At 64.5% G+C, this 13,810-nt stretch carries 17 protein-coding genes; 14 read left to right on the forward strand and 3 right to left on the reverse strand.

Features of this window, described 5'->3' with window-relative positions; all coding sequences use genetic code 11:
- The first annotated feature begins 4 nt into the window (after nucleotides 1-4).
- Entirely contained in the window at nucleotides 5-667 is a 663-nt protein-coding gene (gene rpe, locus KI794_RS06985) for a ribulose-phosphate 3-epimerase (RefSeq protein WP_255809602.1), read from the forward strand.
- On the opposite strand, the gene KI794_RS06990 is transcribed toward rpe, so the two are convergent.
- Together KI794_RS06990 and KI794_RS06995 are read right to left on the reverse strand one after the other, a co-directional pair.
- Nucleotides 664-987 carry a DMT family transporter gene (locus KI794_RS06990; protein ID WP_119279380.1) on the reverse strand — a complete coding sequence of 108 codons (324 nt, stop codon included), beginning with the start codon at nucleotides 985-987 and terminating at the stop codon, nucleotides 664-666. The two genes, rpe and KI794_RS06990, sit on opposite strands and share 4 nt — an antisense overlap.
- Before the next feature lie 81 nt (nucleotides 988-1,068).
- Complete coding sequence (locus KI794_RS06995) at nucleotides 1,069-2,505, reverse strand: NAD(P)/FAD-dependent oxidoreductase (protein ID WP_255809603.1); 1,437 nt, start codon at nucleotides 2,503-2,505, stop codon at nucleotides 1,069-1,071.
- 348 nt (nucleotides 2,506-2,853) lie between these two features.
- Here KI794_RS06995 and KI794_RS07000 point away from each other — a divergent pair, with 348 nt between their 5' ends.
- The 4 genes from KI794_RS07000 to KI794_RS07015 all read left to right on the forward strand — a co-directional run bounded on the left by KI794_RS07000 (nucleotide 2,854) and on the right by KI794_RS07015 (nucleotide 5,830).
- Nucleotides 2,854-4,311 carry an aldehyde dehydrogenase family protein gene (locus tag KI794_RS07000; RefSeq protein WP_119279385.1) on the forward strand — a complete coding sequence of 486 codons (1,458 nt, stop codon included), beginning with the start codon at nucleotides 2,854-2,856 and terminating at the stop codon, nucleotides 4,309-4,311.
- A gap of 113 nt (nucleotides 4,312-4,424) precedes the next feature.
- Nucleotides 4,425-4,952, forward strand: a complete 528-nt coding sequence (locus KI794_RS07005) for an Lrp/AsnC family transcriptional regulator (protein WP_119279387.1) — start codon at nucleotides 4,425-4,427, stop codon at nucleotides 4,950-4,952.
- Between the two features lie 40 nt (nucleotides 4,953-4,992).
- A complete protein-coding gene (locus KI794_RS07010) occupies nucleotides 4,993-5,394 on the forward strand; it encodes a cupin domain-containing protein (protein ID WP_255809604.1) in 402 nt (133 codons plus the stop codon).
- 94 nt (nucleotides 5,395-5,488) lie between these two features.
- Nucleotides 5,489-5,830: a thiamine-binding protein gene (locus KI794_RS07015; protein WP_255809605.1), complete on the forward strand. Its 342-nt coding sequence runs from the start codon at nucleotides 5,489-5,491 to the stop codon at nucleotides 5,828-5,830.
- On the opposite strand, the gene KI794_RS07020 is transcribed toward KI794_RS07015, so the two are convergent.
- Nucleotides 5,827-6,777, reverse strand: a complete 951-nt coding sequence (locus KI794_RS07020; protein WP_255809606.1) for a DMT family transporter — start codon at nucleotides 6,775-6,777, stop codon at nucleotides 5,827-5,829. The two genes, KI794_RS07015 and KI794_RS07020, sit on opposite strands and share 4 nt — an antisense overlap.
- A 70-nt stretch (nucleotides 6,778-6,847) precedes the next feature.
- Here KI794_RS07020 and KI794_RS07025 point away from each other — a divergent pair, with 70 nt between their 5' ends.
- The 9 genes from KI794_RS07025 (at nucleotide 6,848) to trpC (ending at nucleotide 13,780) form a co-directional block, all read left to right on the forward strand.
- Nucleotides 6,848-7,726 (forward strand): LysR family transcriptional regulator, encoded by an 879-nt coding sequence (locus KI794_RS07025; protein ID WP_119279391.1) that lies wholly within the window; start codon nucleotides 6,848-6,850, stop codon nucleotides 7,724-7,726.
- Nucleotides 7,727-7,931: 205 nt separating this feature from the next.
- Nucleotides 7,932-8,195 carry a phosphoribosyl-ATP diphosphatase gene (locus KI794_RS07030; RefSeq protein WP_255809608.1) on the forward strand — a complete coding sequence of 88 codons (264 nt, stop codon included), beginning with the start codon at nucleotides 7,932-7,934 and terminating at the stop codon, nucleotides 8,193-8,195.
- Nucleotides 8,196-8,300: 105 nt separating this feature from the next.
- Nucleotides 8,301-9,143 carry an ATP phosphoribosyltransferase gene (gene hisG / locus KI794_RS07035; protein ID WP_255809609.1) on the forward strand — a complete coding sequence of 281 codons (843 nt, stop codon included), beginning with the start codon at nucleotides 8,301-8,303 and terminating at the stop codon, nucleotides 9,141-9,143.
- Nucleotides 9,144-9,155: 12 nt separating this feature from the next.
- A complete protein-coding gene (gene hisF / locus KI794_RS07040; protein WP_119279395.1) occupies nucleotides 9,156-9,941 on the forward strand; it encodes an imidazole glycerol phosphate synthase subunit HisF in 786 nt (261 codons plus the stop codon).
- A 5-nt stretch (nucleotides 9,942-9,946) separates the two neighbouring features.
- Nucleotides 9,947-10,315 carry a phosphoribosyl-AMP cyclohydrolase gene (gene hisI / locus KI794_RS07045; RefSeq protein ID WP_119279623.1) on the forward strand — a complete coding sequence of 123 codons (369 nt, stop codon included), beginning with the start codon at nucleotides 9,947-9,949 and terminating at the stop codon, nucleotides 10,313-10,315.
- 69 nt (nucleotides 10,316-10,384) lie between these two features.
- On the forward strand, nucleotides 10,385-11,995 hold the full coding sequence (locus KI794_RS07050) for an anthranilate synthase component I (protein WP_255809610.1): 1,611 nt from the start codon (nucleotides 10,385-10,387) through the stop codon (nucleotides 11,993-11,995).
- The gene (locus KI794_RS07055) at nucleotides 11,988-12,680 is read left to right on the forward strand and encodes a Trp biosynthesis-associated membrane protein (RefSeq protein ID WP_255809611.1); all 693 of its coding nucleotides are present in this window, start codon (nucleotides 11,988-11,990) and stop codon (nucleotides 12,678-12,680) included. The genes KI794_RS07050 and KI794_RS07055 overlap by 8 nt, the downstream gene beginning before the upstream one ends.
- A 93-nt stretch (nucleotides 12,681-12,773) precedes the next feature.
- Nucleotides 12,774-13,007, forward strand: coding sequence for a DUF6704 family protein (locus KI794_RS07060; RefSeq protein WP_119279402.1), 234 nt, complete (start codon nucleotides 12,774-12,776; stop codon nucleotides 13,005-13,007).
- A 2-nt stretch (nucleotides 13,008-13,009) separates the two neighbouring features.
- Nucleotides 13,010-13,780 (forward strand): indole-3-glycerol phosphate synthase TrpC, encoded by a 771-nt coding sequence (trpC, locus tag KI794_RS07065; RefSeq protein WP_119279404.1) that lies wholly within the window; start codon nucleotides 13,010-13,012, stop codon nucleotides 13,778-13,780.
- Nucleotides 13,781-13,810 lie beyond the last annotated feature (30 nt).

The raw sequence follows: 13,810 nt of genomic DNA on the forward strand, positions 1-13,810 counted from the left end.
TCGGGTGACCGCGCAGCGCATTAACCCCAGCATCCTGTCCGCAGACTTCGTGAACCTCCAGGCAGAGCTCGAGGCAATCCGCACCGCGGATTTCGTGCACGTCGATGTGATGGACAACCACTTCGTTCCGAACCTCACGATGGGCCCGCCGATCGTCGAGCGAATTCAAGCGGTGTCGCCGGTTCCGCTCGACATGCACCTCATGATCAGCGATGCCGACCGTTGGGCGCCTGGGTACGCTGAACTTGGCGCGTTCTCGGTGACATTCCACGTCGAGGCATCGACCGATCCCGTCGCGCTCGCTCGGAAGATCCGCGACATCGGTGCGCGCGCCGGCATCGCGCTCAAACCCGGTACCGACCCAGAGCCCTACCTCGAACTGCTGCCTGAGTTCGACCAGGTGCTCGTGATGACTGTCGAGCCAGGGTTCGGCGGCCAGTCGTTCATGCCCGACATGATGCCGAAGCTTCGGCGCTTCGCTGAGGCCCGCGCGCAGCACGGCCTCGACGTCTGGCTGCAGGTCGACGGCGGTATCACCGTCGACACCATCGGGATCGCGGCTGAGGCTGGCGCCGACACGTTCGTCGCGGGCTCAGCTGTGTACGGCGGCGTTCCCGAGGAGCGAATCGCCGACCTGCGCGCAGCGGCCGCCGCGCACGCCCACTAGTCTGCGGCGCCGCCGACGTTGAGTAGCACCACGCCGGCGATGGTCAGTGCGACGCCGATGAGCTGCAGTGACGTCAACCGCTCGTGGTAAGCGACGAACCCGATCCCGACGACGAGCACGGTGCCGGCGGCCGACCAGATAGCGTACGCGGTGCCGACGGGCATGGTTTGCAACACTCGCGATAGCAGAAAGAACGAGAGCGCGTAGCCCGCGAGGACAGACACTGTCGGCCAGAGCCGCGTGAAGCCGTCCGATATCTTGAGCATCGAGGTTGCGAACACCTCGAGGGCGATTGCTGCGGCGAGAAGAGCCCAGTGCATGAGTGTCCTTCGTGTTTCGAATAGTGTCCGTGCATGTGGGGGCGGTTGCCAAGCGCGCTCGCCCCCACTCCGGCACGCGTCCTAGGAATCGAAGCCCATGCCGATAGCATCCATGGTGCTGAGCCACAGACCGCGCTTGCCTTCGCGCCTATCGGATCGCGCCATCTCAGCGGTGGTGATCTTGACGCCGAGCGCGGCAATCGGCTCGGGCGGGAACGGGATCGGCTTCTTCTTGACGAGCTCGAGTTGGGTGCGTTCGGTCTGCAGGCCGTCAAGCAGGTCGAGCATGACGTTTGCGCCGAACCGAGTCGCTCCAACACCGAGCCCTGTGAAGCCGGTAGCCGACACGACGCGATCCCGGTGCGCCCGTGTGAAGAAGGAGAAGAACCGGCTGCACGAGTCGATCGCGCCGCCCCACGCGTGGCTGAAACCGATGTCTCCGAGCACGGGGAACGTTTCGTAGAAGTGTGCGACCAGTCTCCGGTAGGTTGGCTCGCTGTTGTAGTACTCCTCGTTGAGGCCCTTTCCGAAGTGGTACAGCGCGTCGTATCCGCCGAACAAGATCCGCTCGAGTCCGTCGGAGCCGCGCGTCTTACGGATGTAGTGGAACCGGTTGTTCATGTCGGCAAGGCCCTGGTTGCCCGCCCAGCCGAGCGCCGCGGACTGCTCAGCGGTGAGCGGGTTGCTCATGAGCGCATAGTCCCACACCGGAACAGTAAACGGCCGGGCTCGCCTCAGGAGATTCGGGAACACATTCGTGGCGAGCGCGACGCGCTGCGCCCGGATCGTGGCACCGCCGTCGGTGGTGACCGTAACGGCGTCGGCTGAGGCGCTGATGTCAGTTGCCTGAGACTGCTCATAGATGTCGACGCCGAGCTCGAGGCAGACGCGCCTGAGCTCCCATGCGAGCTTTGCGGGGTGGACGAGGACGTTTCCTTCGCGCTCCCACAGCGCGCCGTGGTACACGGGTGAGTTGATCTCTGTCTTCACCGCGGCGGCGTCGAAATAGACGGCGCCGGGATCCTGCGCGGCGTCCGCCCTGAGGATCGCGTCCTGGTAGGGCTCCGAGGCGACGCGCAGCACACCCGTCTCGCTCCAATCACAGTCCATGTTGTAGCGGCGAACCGTCTCCCCGAACTCGCGGATGTTCTCGAGTCCAAGCTCGTGCAACCGCGCGGTCTCCTTCGGCAGGTGGCGCTCGCCGTTGCTTGCACCATGCGTCAGGCTGGCCTCGCAAAATCCGCCGTTGCGGCCCGTTGCGGCCCAGCCGATTCGCTGACCTTCGAGCAGAATCACGCGCCGGGAAGCATCGCGTTCCTTGGCAAGGAGCGCGGTCCACAGTCCGGTATAGCCGCCCCCGACGACGAGGAGGTCGGTCTCGATCGCACCCGCGGCGGGTGGGAGCGCTGCAGGGCGCTCGTCCGAATCAAGCCAATAGGGCTCGCGGAGGGTGTTCGCAAGGGCTGCGTCGATGCGCTCCGCCGAGACAGCCGCCTCGGCGCGCTCGTAGGTGGTCATGCGTGTTCCTTTTCGATCGTAGGATGGGCCCCGGCCCGCGAGCAGCGGGCCGGGGCGGGGAAGCCCGGCTGTGACCGGGCCGTCGCTGAGCTGGCGGGCTCAGCTGGTTTGGGGGTCGTGGTCGCCGCGGCCGGCGAGTGTGTGCGTCATGACAACTCCGTTGTTATCGGGGTGTACCCCTGCGTCGAGTGGACAAGACGCATCGTGCACTGATTTGCTGAAATAGTCAATTCGAGTACGCTGAATTGTTTTCTCAGCAACTCCACCGGGATCTATCTTGCGCAATCGTGAAGCGTGTCGTATGGTGGGCATGCAACATTGCAGTTACTGATACACGGAGGTATCGCCATGAGTTCCCTGCCAGTGCCGACTCGGACCCAGCTGTTCATCGCCGGTGAGTTCACCGACGGTGCATCCACCGAGCGGGCCGACATCTTCAGCCCCTCGACGGGCGAGAAGATCGCGTCGATCCCTGTCCCAACAACCGCTGACCTCGACCTTGCCGTCGCGAAGGCACACGAGGCAAAGACTGCATGGCGCAAGCTGGGTGTGTTCGCGCGCGCTGAGATCTGCCACAAGGTCGGCACCGCGCTCGAGTCCCGCGTCGAGGAGCTCGCACGCCTGCAGTCCCTCGAACAGGGCAAGCCCTACGAGGAGTCGCTCGCCGACGTCAAGGAAGCGGCACAGCTGTTCCACCTCCACGCTGAGGACGCCGTGCGCCTGTACGGCGAAACGCTCCCATCGAACGATATTCAGAAGCGCCAGATCACCCAGCGGGCCCCGATCGGTGTGTTTGGCATCATCACCCCGTGGAACTTCCCGCTGCTGATGTTCGCAGAGTTCGTCGCTCCAGGCCTCGCGACAGGCAACGCGCACGTCGTGAAGCCCCCGACGAACACGCCCCTCACTGTGCTCGCTGCGATGGACGCGCTCGTCGAGGCTGGCGTGCCGAACGGGCTCGTCTCGGTACTTCCCGGCGAGGGCGAGTTCGGTGCGGCGCTCGTGTCACACCCAGGCATCGACGCTGTCGGCTTCATCGGCTCGTCGGCAACCGCTACGAAGATCCAGGCGACAGCCGGCCTCAAGCCGCTGCTCATCGAAGCATCTGGCAACGGCCCTGTCGTCGTGCTCGCCGACGCGAACATTGAGCGTGCCGCTAAGGCCGCGGTTGACGGCGCCTTCTACTGCGCCGGCCAGGTCTGCTGCGCGACAGAGCGCGTGATCGTTCACAAGGATGTCCACGAGAAGTTCGTCGCTGCAGTGCTCGAGTACTCGAAGACTGTCGTGCTCGGCGACCCCTTTGACCCGAACACAAACCTCGGCCCGCTGAATAATGAGGGCGTCGCAGCGAAGATGGACCGGCACATGGCCGACGCGCGTGAACGTGGCCTCGACATCCTGCTCGGCGGCGGGCGCCGTGAGGGCCAGCCGACTGACCTCTACTACGAATTCACCGTCGTTGACAACGTGACAACCGACAGCCTGCTGTCGCGCGAGGAGTCCTTTGGACCCGTCCTCCCGATCATCGTTGCCGAGGACGACGACGACGCACTGCGCATCGCCAACGACGATCCGCTGGGGCTGCAGGGCGCCGTCTTCACTGAGAACCTGTCGAAGGCGTTCCGCTTCATGGAAGAGATGGAAGTTGGCCAGGTCGTTGTTAACGACTCAAATGGCTGGTGGGACGTCAACATGCCGTTCGGCGGCGCGGGCGGCAAGGGCACCGGCTGGGGGCGTATCGGCGGCATGTACACCTTGCACGACATGACCTACCTGCGCACCGGCGTGATCCACATCGGCGCGTAGCGCGCGGTCGCGGAGAACGCGAGGATCGGCGACGGGGCGTGGTTCCCCGTCGCCGATCCTCGCGTTGGTAGATTGTGACGAGCGCGACCCCTGACCGTCTTGAAGGAGCCCACATGAAAACCGACCTCGACGACATTGACAGGCGACTCATCGCCATCCTGCAGACCGATGGCCGACGATCGTTCAAGGAGATATCTGAGGAAACCGGGATCCCGGCGTCGTCGGTGCGCTACCGGGTACAGCGCCTCGAAGAATCGGGGACGCTTCAGATCGTCGGCGTCGCAGACCCCCTCAGGATCGGATTCGACAGGCTCGCTCTCGTCGGGCTGAAATGTGAAATGGGCAAAGCCCGGCTCGTGTGCGAGGAGCTCTCGAAGCTCCCTGAGACGAGCTACGTTGTGCTCACGACGGGACCGTTTGACGTCATGGTGGAAGTCGTATGCCGCGATGTCGCGCACTACACCGAATTTCTCCACGACCGCCTCCCGAAACAAGACGGAATTATCGGCGCCGAGACGTTCTTCGTTCTCGAGGCATACAAGCTTGCCTATGGCTGGGGCGTCGGCGACACGCCGGCCGAGCCCGCGGCTGAGGCATCAGATGACAAGCGCGGTGAGCTCGACGAGCTCACCGCGCAGTGAATAACTGCCGCGCACGCGGCACAGTCGAAGGAGACATACTATGACTCAGGATGAGACAGTCCCGCCACCCGCTGGTGACGCGCCGCTGCAGGCGGGCGCGGTGCTCGATACGCTCGCTCTGGCGCTGCCACTTGAAGACTTGCCTGTCGAGGAGGTCCGCGCCGGCGCGCCGCTTGCCGGCGCGATCGATATCGATGCAGGGCCGGGCGTCTCCCTCGGCGTCTGGGAGATGACAGCCGGGACCGCTATCGACGTCGAAGCCGACGAATGCTTCGTTGTGCTCCGCGGGAGCGCTACGGTAACAATTTTTGCTGACGGCGGCGATCCGGCGACCGTGCTGGAGCTACGGCCGGGCTCGCTCGGGCGCCTCTCCGCAGGCATGCGTACCGAATGGGTGATCCACGAGGATCTGCGGAAGGTTTACATTCTGCCGACGGAGTAGCGGTGTGGGCTCCCTGCAAATCTGCAGGGAGCCAACCGATACTCTGCTGGAGGGCGCTACCTTGAGTGCGTCGCCACGTGGAAAGGACTTGGTTGTGATTCTCGCGTTCTCTGTCGCTCCGAGTGGGGGCGAATCGAGCTCTGACGGTTCCGTATCGGAGGCGGTCGCACAGGCCGTTGCCGTCGTTCGAGCCTCGGGGCTTCCTCACCGAACGAGCAGCATGTTCACCGAGATCGAGGGCGACTGGGACGAGGTGTTCGACGTCGTCAAGCGCGCGACAGAGGCCGTGGCGAAGTACGGCTCGCGGGTATCTCTCGTGATGAAGGCCGACATTCGGCCTGGTTTCACCGGCGAGCTTGATGGAAAGCTCGAGCGCCTCGAACGCGCGATCGAAGGTGGCGCGCCTGGTACGCCGGCGCGCGGCCGCCATAGCTAGCGGAGTGCGGCAGGGCTAGCCACTGGCGGTGTGTCGCCGTGTCGCTTTCGCCTGTCGAAGAGCCCCTGGCTGGCGAGCACTCCCAGAACGATGACGACCCCACCCACTGGTTCGTTCCAGTGGACAGATTCGCCGAGCACCGCGACGCCGAGCGTGACGCCCACAACGGGGGTGAGGTACGTGACTGTTGACGCACGTGCCGGGCCCCATGCTCGAATGATGCCTGTGTACCAGATGTACGCGACGCCGCTTCCAAGGATTCCGAGTGCGAGCATTGCAGCGATGACGCTCGGTGTGAGTCGCACCGGCTTGAGCGAGATGAGCGGCGCTGCCGCGAGCGCGAGCAGACTTGCAGTGGTGAGCTGCATCGCAGCTGCCGTGACCGCGTCGAGCCCAGTTCGGGAGAGAAACTTTCGCATGTATAGGCCCCCGAAGCCGTAGCAGAGCGTAGCCGCGAGGCACGCTGCGAGCCCGGGCAGTGAGACGCTTCCGTCGGCTGCGAGGTACCGCCACGGTGCCACAAGGACCGCGACGCCGATGATGCCTGTCACTAGTCCGATTGATTGCCGGCGGCTCAACTTCTCCGCGGGGATCAACAGCGGCGTGAGTAGGAGGGTCATGATGGGCGTCGTTGCGTTCGCGATACTCGCCACGGTTGTCGGGAGCACTGTTTCTGCCCAGGCGAAGAGCATGAATGGGATGGTGCACAGGGTCGCGCCGATGACAATCATGTGTGCCCAGACTCGTCGCTCGCGGGGCCATTGTCGACGGGTGAGGCGCATGATTGCAGCGAGAGTGCATGCACCAAGTGCGAGTCGGCCGAGCGCAACCTGACCGGGGGACAGGCCGACAAGTCCGAGCTTCATGAGGAGGAAGCTGGAACCCCAGATGAGCGCAAGGGCAGAGAAGGTGAGCATCGTCGTTCGGTTCTTGCTGGGCTGCGCCATGTGGGTTAGCTTAGAAATTCCGAAATTATGAGGCAAATGTATCTACCTCATGCTGGCATGAGGAGAGTTCATGAGCATCACCGTGCAGCAGCTTCGCACGCTTGTGGCTGTCGTTGACGAGGGGTCGTTCACTCACGCGGCGCTTGTTCTGGGCAATAGCCAGTCTGCGGTCTCGCACGCGGTCGCTGCGCTCGAGCGGGAGCTTGGCGGACCCGTTGTCGAGCGTGATGTCCCGCTCGTGCCGACTCCGTTGGGGCTCCGCGTGCTGCCACACGCGCGTACCGCGGTGGCCGCGATCACTGCGGTCGAGGTTGCCGCACGGGGCGATCGTGCGCTCGCGGGCTCGGTGCGGCTCGGGGCCGTGCCCACAGTGTGCCAGGGGCTCGTTCCGCAACTTCTTGACGAGTGGCGCGGGGCGCTGCCCAACGTGCGTGTCGAAGTCGTAGAGGGTGATGACGATGAGATGCCAGTGTGGCTTGAGAACGGGTTTGTCGATGTGGCAGTGCTCGTCGACCCGCCCAAACTTCCTCCGGGGGCGAAGCTCATTGCGATTGATGAGTACGCAGCGGTTGTTCGCGATGATCACCCACTTGCTGGACTCGCGGAGATCCCCCTCGAGGAGCTTGCCGAGGACGGCGTGATCGTGACTACCGGGGGATGCGAAGCCCACGTTCGCGACATGCACGAGGCGGTCGGGCTCACGTTCGCTGCCAGGCACCGGGTACGCGACATCGGGTCAATGTTCGCGATGGTGCAGCGCGGTTTCGGAGTGTCAATTGTGCCGAGCTTCGGGAGAAAGCTTGTGCCCGACGGGATGCGGATGCTGCCAGTCATTGAAGGCCGAGCTCGGCGACACGTTATCGCGGTGCCGCAAGAGCGCGAGCCTCACCCGATTGCAGTCGCCCTCGTCGAAGCGGCGACCCCCCAGCGTTCCGGCGTCGCCAACTAGGCTCCGGGCAATGCCAATGTCATCTGCTGTTCCAATGCCCGGCCGCTGGCACTTTGGACATGTCAACTGCAGATTGCATTGGTTGTGGTTGTGGTTGTGGTTGTGGTTGTGCTGGCTTGTGGTTGCGGCAACGCTGCAGTCGGGTCCGGGGCGCCCCGGGGGGACCGTGGCACGGGTCCGCCGCCAGCCCTGATAGGGTTATCGCGTGAAAACCTTCGACACGCTCTTCGCCGAGCTCGCCGAGAAGGCCGCGTCGCGGCCCGAGGGCAGCGACACTGTCGCCCGGCTGGACGCTGGCGTGCATTCGATCGGCAAGAAGATCGTCGAAGAGGCGGCAGAGGTATGGATGGCGGCCGAGTACGAGTCGCAAGACGCCTGTGCCGAGGAGATCAGCCAGCTGCTGTATCACCTTCAGGTGCTCATGCTCGCAAAGGGCATGACCCTCGAAGACGTGTACGCGCATCTGTAGCGTCGACGCTCGGCTTGAGCCATGCGTCGGCGCGTTTCGCTGACCTTTACAACTCACTCGGCCGAAACACTCCCGTGCGTCGGCCACGATGGAAGGAAATTCCACATGCTGCGCATTGCAGTTCCGAACAAGGGTTCGCTGTCTGAGATCGCGGCGGAGATGCTCGCTGAGGCCGGCTACTCCGGCCGAAAAGACTCCCGCAAGCTCGTTCACGCTGACCCGAAGAACGACGTCGAGTTCTTCTACCTTCGCCCGCGCGACATCGCCACATACGTGGGGTCGGGCGCGCTCGACGTCGGCATTACTGGCCGGGACCTGCTGCTCGACTCTGGCTCTGAGGCGCACGAGATCGCCGAGCTCGACTTTGCAGATTCGACATTCCGCTTCGCCTCGCCCGCGGAGGGCGCCATCAAGGAGCTCACCGATCTCCACGGAAAGCGTGTTGCGACGAGCTACCCGCTGCTCGTTGATACTTTCCTGCGTAAACACGGCGTTGAATCGACACTTGTGAAGCTTGACGGTGCTGTCGAGTCGGCGGTTCAGCTCGGCGTCGCTGACGCTGTCGCTGACGTCGTCTCGACGGGCGCGACACTCCGTGCCGCAGGCCTTGAGATCTTCGGCCCCGTCATTCTCGATTCGACTGCGGTGCTCATTGGTGGCCCGAGCCAGCACCCCGGCATGGAGCGCCTGATGCGCCGCCTGCGCGGCGTGCTTGTCGCCCGAAAGTTCGTGATCATGGACTACGATCTCCCGGTCGCGCACCTTGACGACGCTATCGCCGTCGCCGGCGGCATCGAGTCGCCCACGGTATCACCGCTGCGCGATGAGGAGTGGGTCGCTGTGCGTGTCATGGTCCCATCTGACGACGCGAACACGATCATGGACAGGCTCTACGATCTCGGTGCCCGTGCAATTCTCGTCACCGCGATCCACGCCGCACGTCTGTAGAGAGGAGCACTCATGTCTGTTGCAGTACGTGTGATCCCCTGTCTCGACGTCGCCGGCGGGCGCGTCGTGAAGGGCGTGAACTTTCTGAACCTCCAAGACGCGGGGGATCCCGTCGAGCTTGCTGCGAAGTATGCGGAGCAGGGCGCGGATGAGCTCACGTTCCTCGATGTGACCGCGACGGTAGACGGCCGGGCGACGACCTACGACGTTGTGCGTCGTACCGCCGAGCAGGTCTTCATCCCGCTTACCGTTGGCGGCGGCGTCCGCGAGGTCGATGATGTTGCACGCCTGCTCGAGGTGGGGGCCGACAAGGTTGGAATCAACTCTGGTGCGATCGCTCGCCCCGCGGTGATCGGCGAGATCGCAGACCGCTTCGGCGCACAGGTGCTTGTGCTGTCGCTTGATGTGAGGCGCAGCGACCGGATGCCGAGCGGTTTTGTCGTGACGACGCACGGTGGCAAGCGTGAGACTGACCTTGATGCGCTTGAGTGGTGTGCTGAGGCCGTTGAGCGTGGCGCTGGCGAGCTACTCGTGAACTCGATGGACGCCGACGGAACCCAGGACGGCTTCGATCTCGAACTCGTTCGCAGGGTGCGAGAGCTCGCAAGCGTGCCTGTGATTGCGTCGGGCGGGGCAGGCGAGCTCGAGCACTTCGCTCCCGCAGTTGATGCTGGCGCGGATGCCGTGCTCGCTGCTTCGGTGTTCCACTACGGCAAGTTCACTATCGGTGACGTGAAGGGCGCGCTCGCAGATGCGGGCCACACTGTGCGGCTCGGCGCGACGGGCGGTGCAGCGTGAACGCGATATCCGCAGAAGCAGTTGAAGCCGCCATCGACGGCTTGAAGTTTGGCGAGGGCGGCCTGATGCCAGCTATGGTGCAGGATGCTGAGTCTGGTAACGTGCTCATGCTCGCTTGGATGGACGCTGAGGCAGTTCGCCGCACCCTGTCGACTGGCCGCGTGACGTATTGGTCGCGCTCCCGCGGAGAGTACTGGCGCAAGGGCGACACGTCGGGCCACCGCCAGTACGTGCAGTCTGTCGCTGCTGACTGCGACGGCGATACCCTGCTTGTGCGCGTCGTGCAGATCGGCGCTGCCTGCCATACGGGCAGCCGCACGTGCTTCGACGACCGCGGGCTGCCCGCTGTTACAGGCAGCCCGGACGCCGACTAGCGCACCTGCCTGCCGGAGCTCGGCGGCCCGCACAGACGACCTGGATACCCCGAGAGATAAGCTGAGTTCGTGAGCAACACCACCACCCGCGAGGAGTTCGAGGTCGAACGATCCGCGCACGCTGTCATTCCCGTCCGCCGCGAGGTCTTCGCAGACGCTGACACTCCAGTGAGCATCTACCGAAAAGTCGCGGGGTCGCGAATCGGTACGTTCTTGCTCGAGTCTGCTGAGCAGGGCGGGGTGTGGACACGCTTCAGTTTCGTCGGCGCCGGCAGCTTCGGCGTGCTGGGCGAGCGCGACGGCTTCGCGCAGTGGACGCCAAGCGTGGGTGGCTTCGGGGAGACTGCCGGCGCGGGCCCCGCGCGTGAGCTCGATGAGGATCGCCTGCTGCCTGGCGGCGTGAGCCACCTGCAGCCTGTCGAGGCGCTTCGCGCGGCATACGAGCGTTGGAAAGCGCCGCAGGTGCCCGGGCTTCCTCCGCTCGCGAGTGGTTTCGTTGGATACCTCGGCTGGGAGACAGTGCGACAGTTCGAGCGCCTTGATTCACCACCGGCGGTCCCGAGCGGCTTGCCAACGCAGGGGCTCAGCTTTGTCTCGGAGCTTGTCGTGATTGACCATCGCGAGGGCTCGGTGATCCTCATTGCGAATGTCTTGAACGACGGTGCGCTTGCGCGAAGCGGCACGGAAGCGCCGACAGGCGAAGCGGCTGACGCGCAGTGGGCCGACGCGCAGCGGCGCCTCGATGCACTCCAGGCCGCCCTTGCAGCCCCCGAGCCGTCGCCACTTGGCGTGCTCGACCGGGCCGCGCTTCCTGACCCGCAACGACTCACGACGACTCCCGAATATATGGCGACGGTTGACGCGGCGAAGCGGTACATCGTCGACGGCGACATTTTCCAGGTTGTTCCGTCGCAGCGGTTCGATCAGGAGTGCACTGCCGACCCGCTGGATGTCTACCGAGTGCTCCGGCATCTCAACCCGAGCCCGTTCCTATACCTCGTGCAGCTCGAAGACAACGAGGGAGTGCCGTTCTCAGTCGTTGGTTCGAGCCCCGAAGCGCTCGTGACTGTGCAGGAGCACGGCCACGTGATGACTCACCCGATCGCGGGATCGCGCCCCCGCGGCGACACCGTAGAGCAGGACAACCAGTACGCGAAGGATCTGCTCGCTGACGAGAAGGAGCGGGCAGAGCACCTGATGCTTGTCGACCTCGCGCGCAACGACCTTGCCCGAGTGTGTGAGCCTGGCAGCGTCGAGGTGACCGAGTTCATGCGCATCGAGCGTTTCAGTCACATCATGCACATTGTCTCGTCGGTCGAGGGGCAGGTCAGGCCTGACCAGAACCCCGTTGACGTGTTCCGCGCGACGTTCCCGGCGGGGACGCTCAGCGGCGCGCCGAAGCCGCGGGCGCTTGAGATCATCGACGAGCTCGAGCCTGTGCAGCGTGGGGTCTACGGGGGCGTGGTCGGGTACTTCGGGCTTGGCGGCGCGGCGGACTTGGCGATCGCTATTCGAACAGCGACTATTCGCGACGGCGTTGCGATGGTGCAGGCAGGCGCAGGCATCGTCGCGGACTCGGTCCCCGAGACAGAGGACGCCGAGTGCCAGAGCAAGGCAGCGGCACCCCTCAGGGCGATCGCTATCGCTAACTCCCTGACGAGAATGGAAGCGCATGTCTGACGGTAAGCGGAGCAAGCTCACTGGCAAAGGGGGCCTCATCGGTCTTGTCGTGCTCGCGGGCGCTGCAGCATTGCTCGCGTCTGTGCAGCCGTGGCTTCACATTGAGTTGCTGCCCGGCGTCGCCACGGTCGAAGAACTCGCGGTGACCGGGCAGCAGATCACCCCGGCTCTCACGTTGATCGCTCTCGCGGCGCTCGCCACCGCTCTGGTGCTCACGATCGCTGGCAGAGGATTTCGCCGGGTCATCGCGCTCCTCATCATTGTGCTCGGGGGAGGCCTCGCCTATTCGGGCGTTGAAGCGATCGTGAACCCGCTTGATGGTGCCAGTGGTTCGCTCGAGGGCGTCAGCGGTATCGCGGGTGAGGCGCAGTCAGCGCTGGTGAGTTCGGTCGCAGTGTCGGCGTGGCCGGCAGTCACTGTCGCTGTTGGCATTGTGCTCGCGCTTGCTGGCGTGCTCATCTTGCTGTTCGGTTCGCGGTGGAAACAGGGCGGCCGAAAGTACGAGTCGAGCACCGAATCGAAGCGGGCTCGCGCGGCCGGAACTGCAACCGGAGACCGCATTTCTGATTGGGAGGCGCTGTCAGACGGTGATGATCCCACTGACGACGACTACCTCGATGACGCCATCTCAGATGAGGTTGCGAGCGCCGACTCAGAACAGAGCGACTCAGACTCGCGGCAGTGAAGCGCGTGCGCCACGCGCGCCGCATTCGCTGAAAGCTGGGAGTTCCCGGTAAGATTGAGACGTCCGAATGTGCACACCTGCCAGAGGAGATACATGAGTAACCAGCACGGAGACCCCGGTCACGGCGATTCGCCCGCGGCATGGACAGCAGTGGTGGTGATGCTCATTGGCATTGCTGCCGGAACTGTCTTCTTCTTCCTGCACATGCCGACCCTCGTGTGGGTCTGTGTTGGCGTCGTCGCGCTCGGCCTGATCCTCGGGTTCGTCCTGGCGAAGGCCGGTTACGGCGTGAACGGCCCCCGTTTCACCCCGAAGTCACACGACTAACTGTGCTTGATCAGCTCCTCCAGGGTTCGCTCGAGGACGCGAAATCCCGCAGGCAGATCAGGCCGTACGCAGTCGTAGAGGCTGAGGCGCTTGCGCGTCAAGCAGCCCTTGACGCGCTCGCGCACCTCGCCCCGGCTGACCATATTCGGGTCATCGCCGAGGTGAAGCGTGCGAGCCCGTCACGCGGAGACCTCGCAGAAATCGCCGAACCGCACGCTCTTGCGAGCCAGTACGAAGCTGGCGGCGCGAGCGTCGTCAGCGTCCTGACCGAAGAGCGTAAGTTTAAGGGGTCGCTCGACGACCTCGATGCGGTTCGTAAGGCCGTCAGCATTCCTGTGCTCCGCAAGGAGTTCATTGGCGAGGAGTACCAGATCCTCGAGGCGCGTGCCGCAGGCGCCGACCTCGTGCTGCTCATTGTTGCAGCGCTCCCGCAGGAGACACTTGAGCGCCTGTACTCCTTCACTCTCGAGCTCGGCATGACGCCGCTCGTCGAAGCGCATTCTGCTGACGAGGTCGCGCGGTCTGTTGACCTCGGTTCGCAGCTCATCGGTGTGAACGCCAGGGACCTGTCGACGTTCGAGCTTGATCGCGACCTGTTCGGTCGCGTCGCCGACCAGATCCCCGCGGGCGTGATTCGCGTCGCAGAGTCGGCAGTGCTCGGCATCGACGACGTCGTGCGTTACCGTGAGGCCGGCGCCGACGCGATCCTCGTTGGTGAGGCGCTCGTGACGAGCGATCCGATCGCGACCCTCGCTTCGTTCTTGAGCGTCTAGTACGCTCTTCGGCGCCCAGCGCGACGCCGT

The organism is Leucobacter aridicollis, from assembly GCF_024399335.1.
GTDB classification, from domain to species: Bacteria; Actinomycetota; Actinomycetes; order Actinomycetales; family Microbacteriaceae; genus Leucobacter; species Leucobacter aridicollis_A.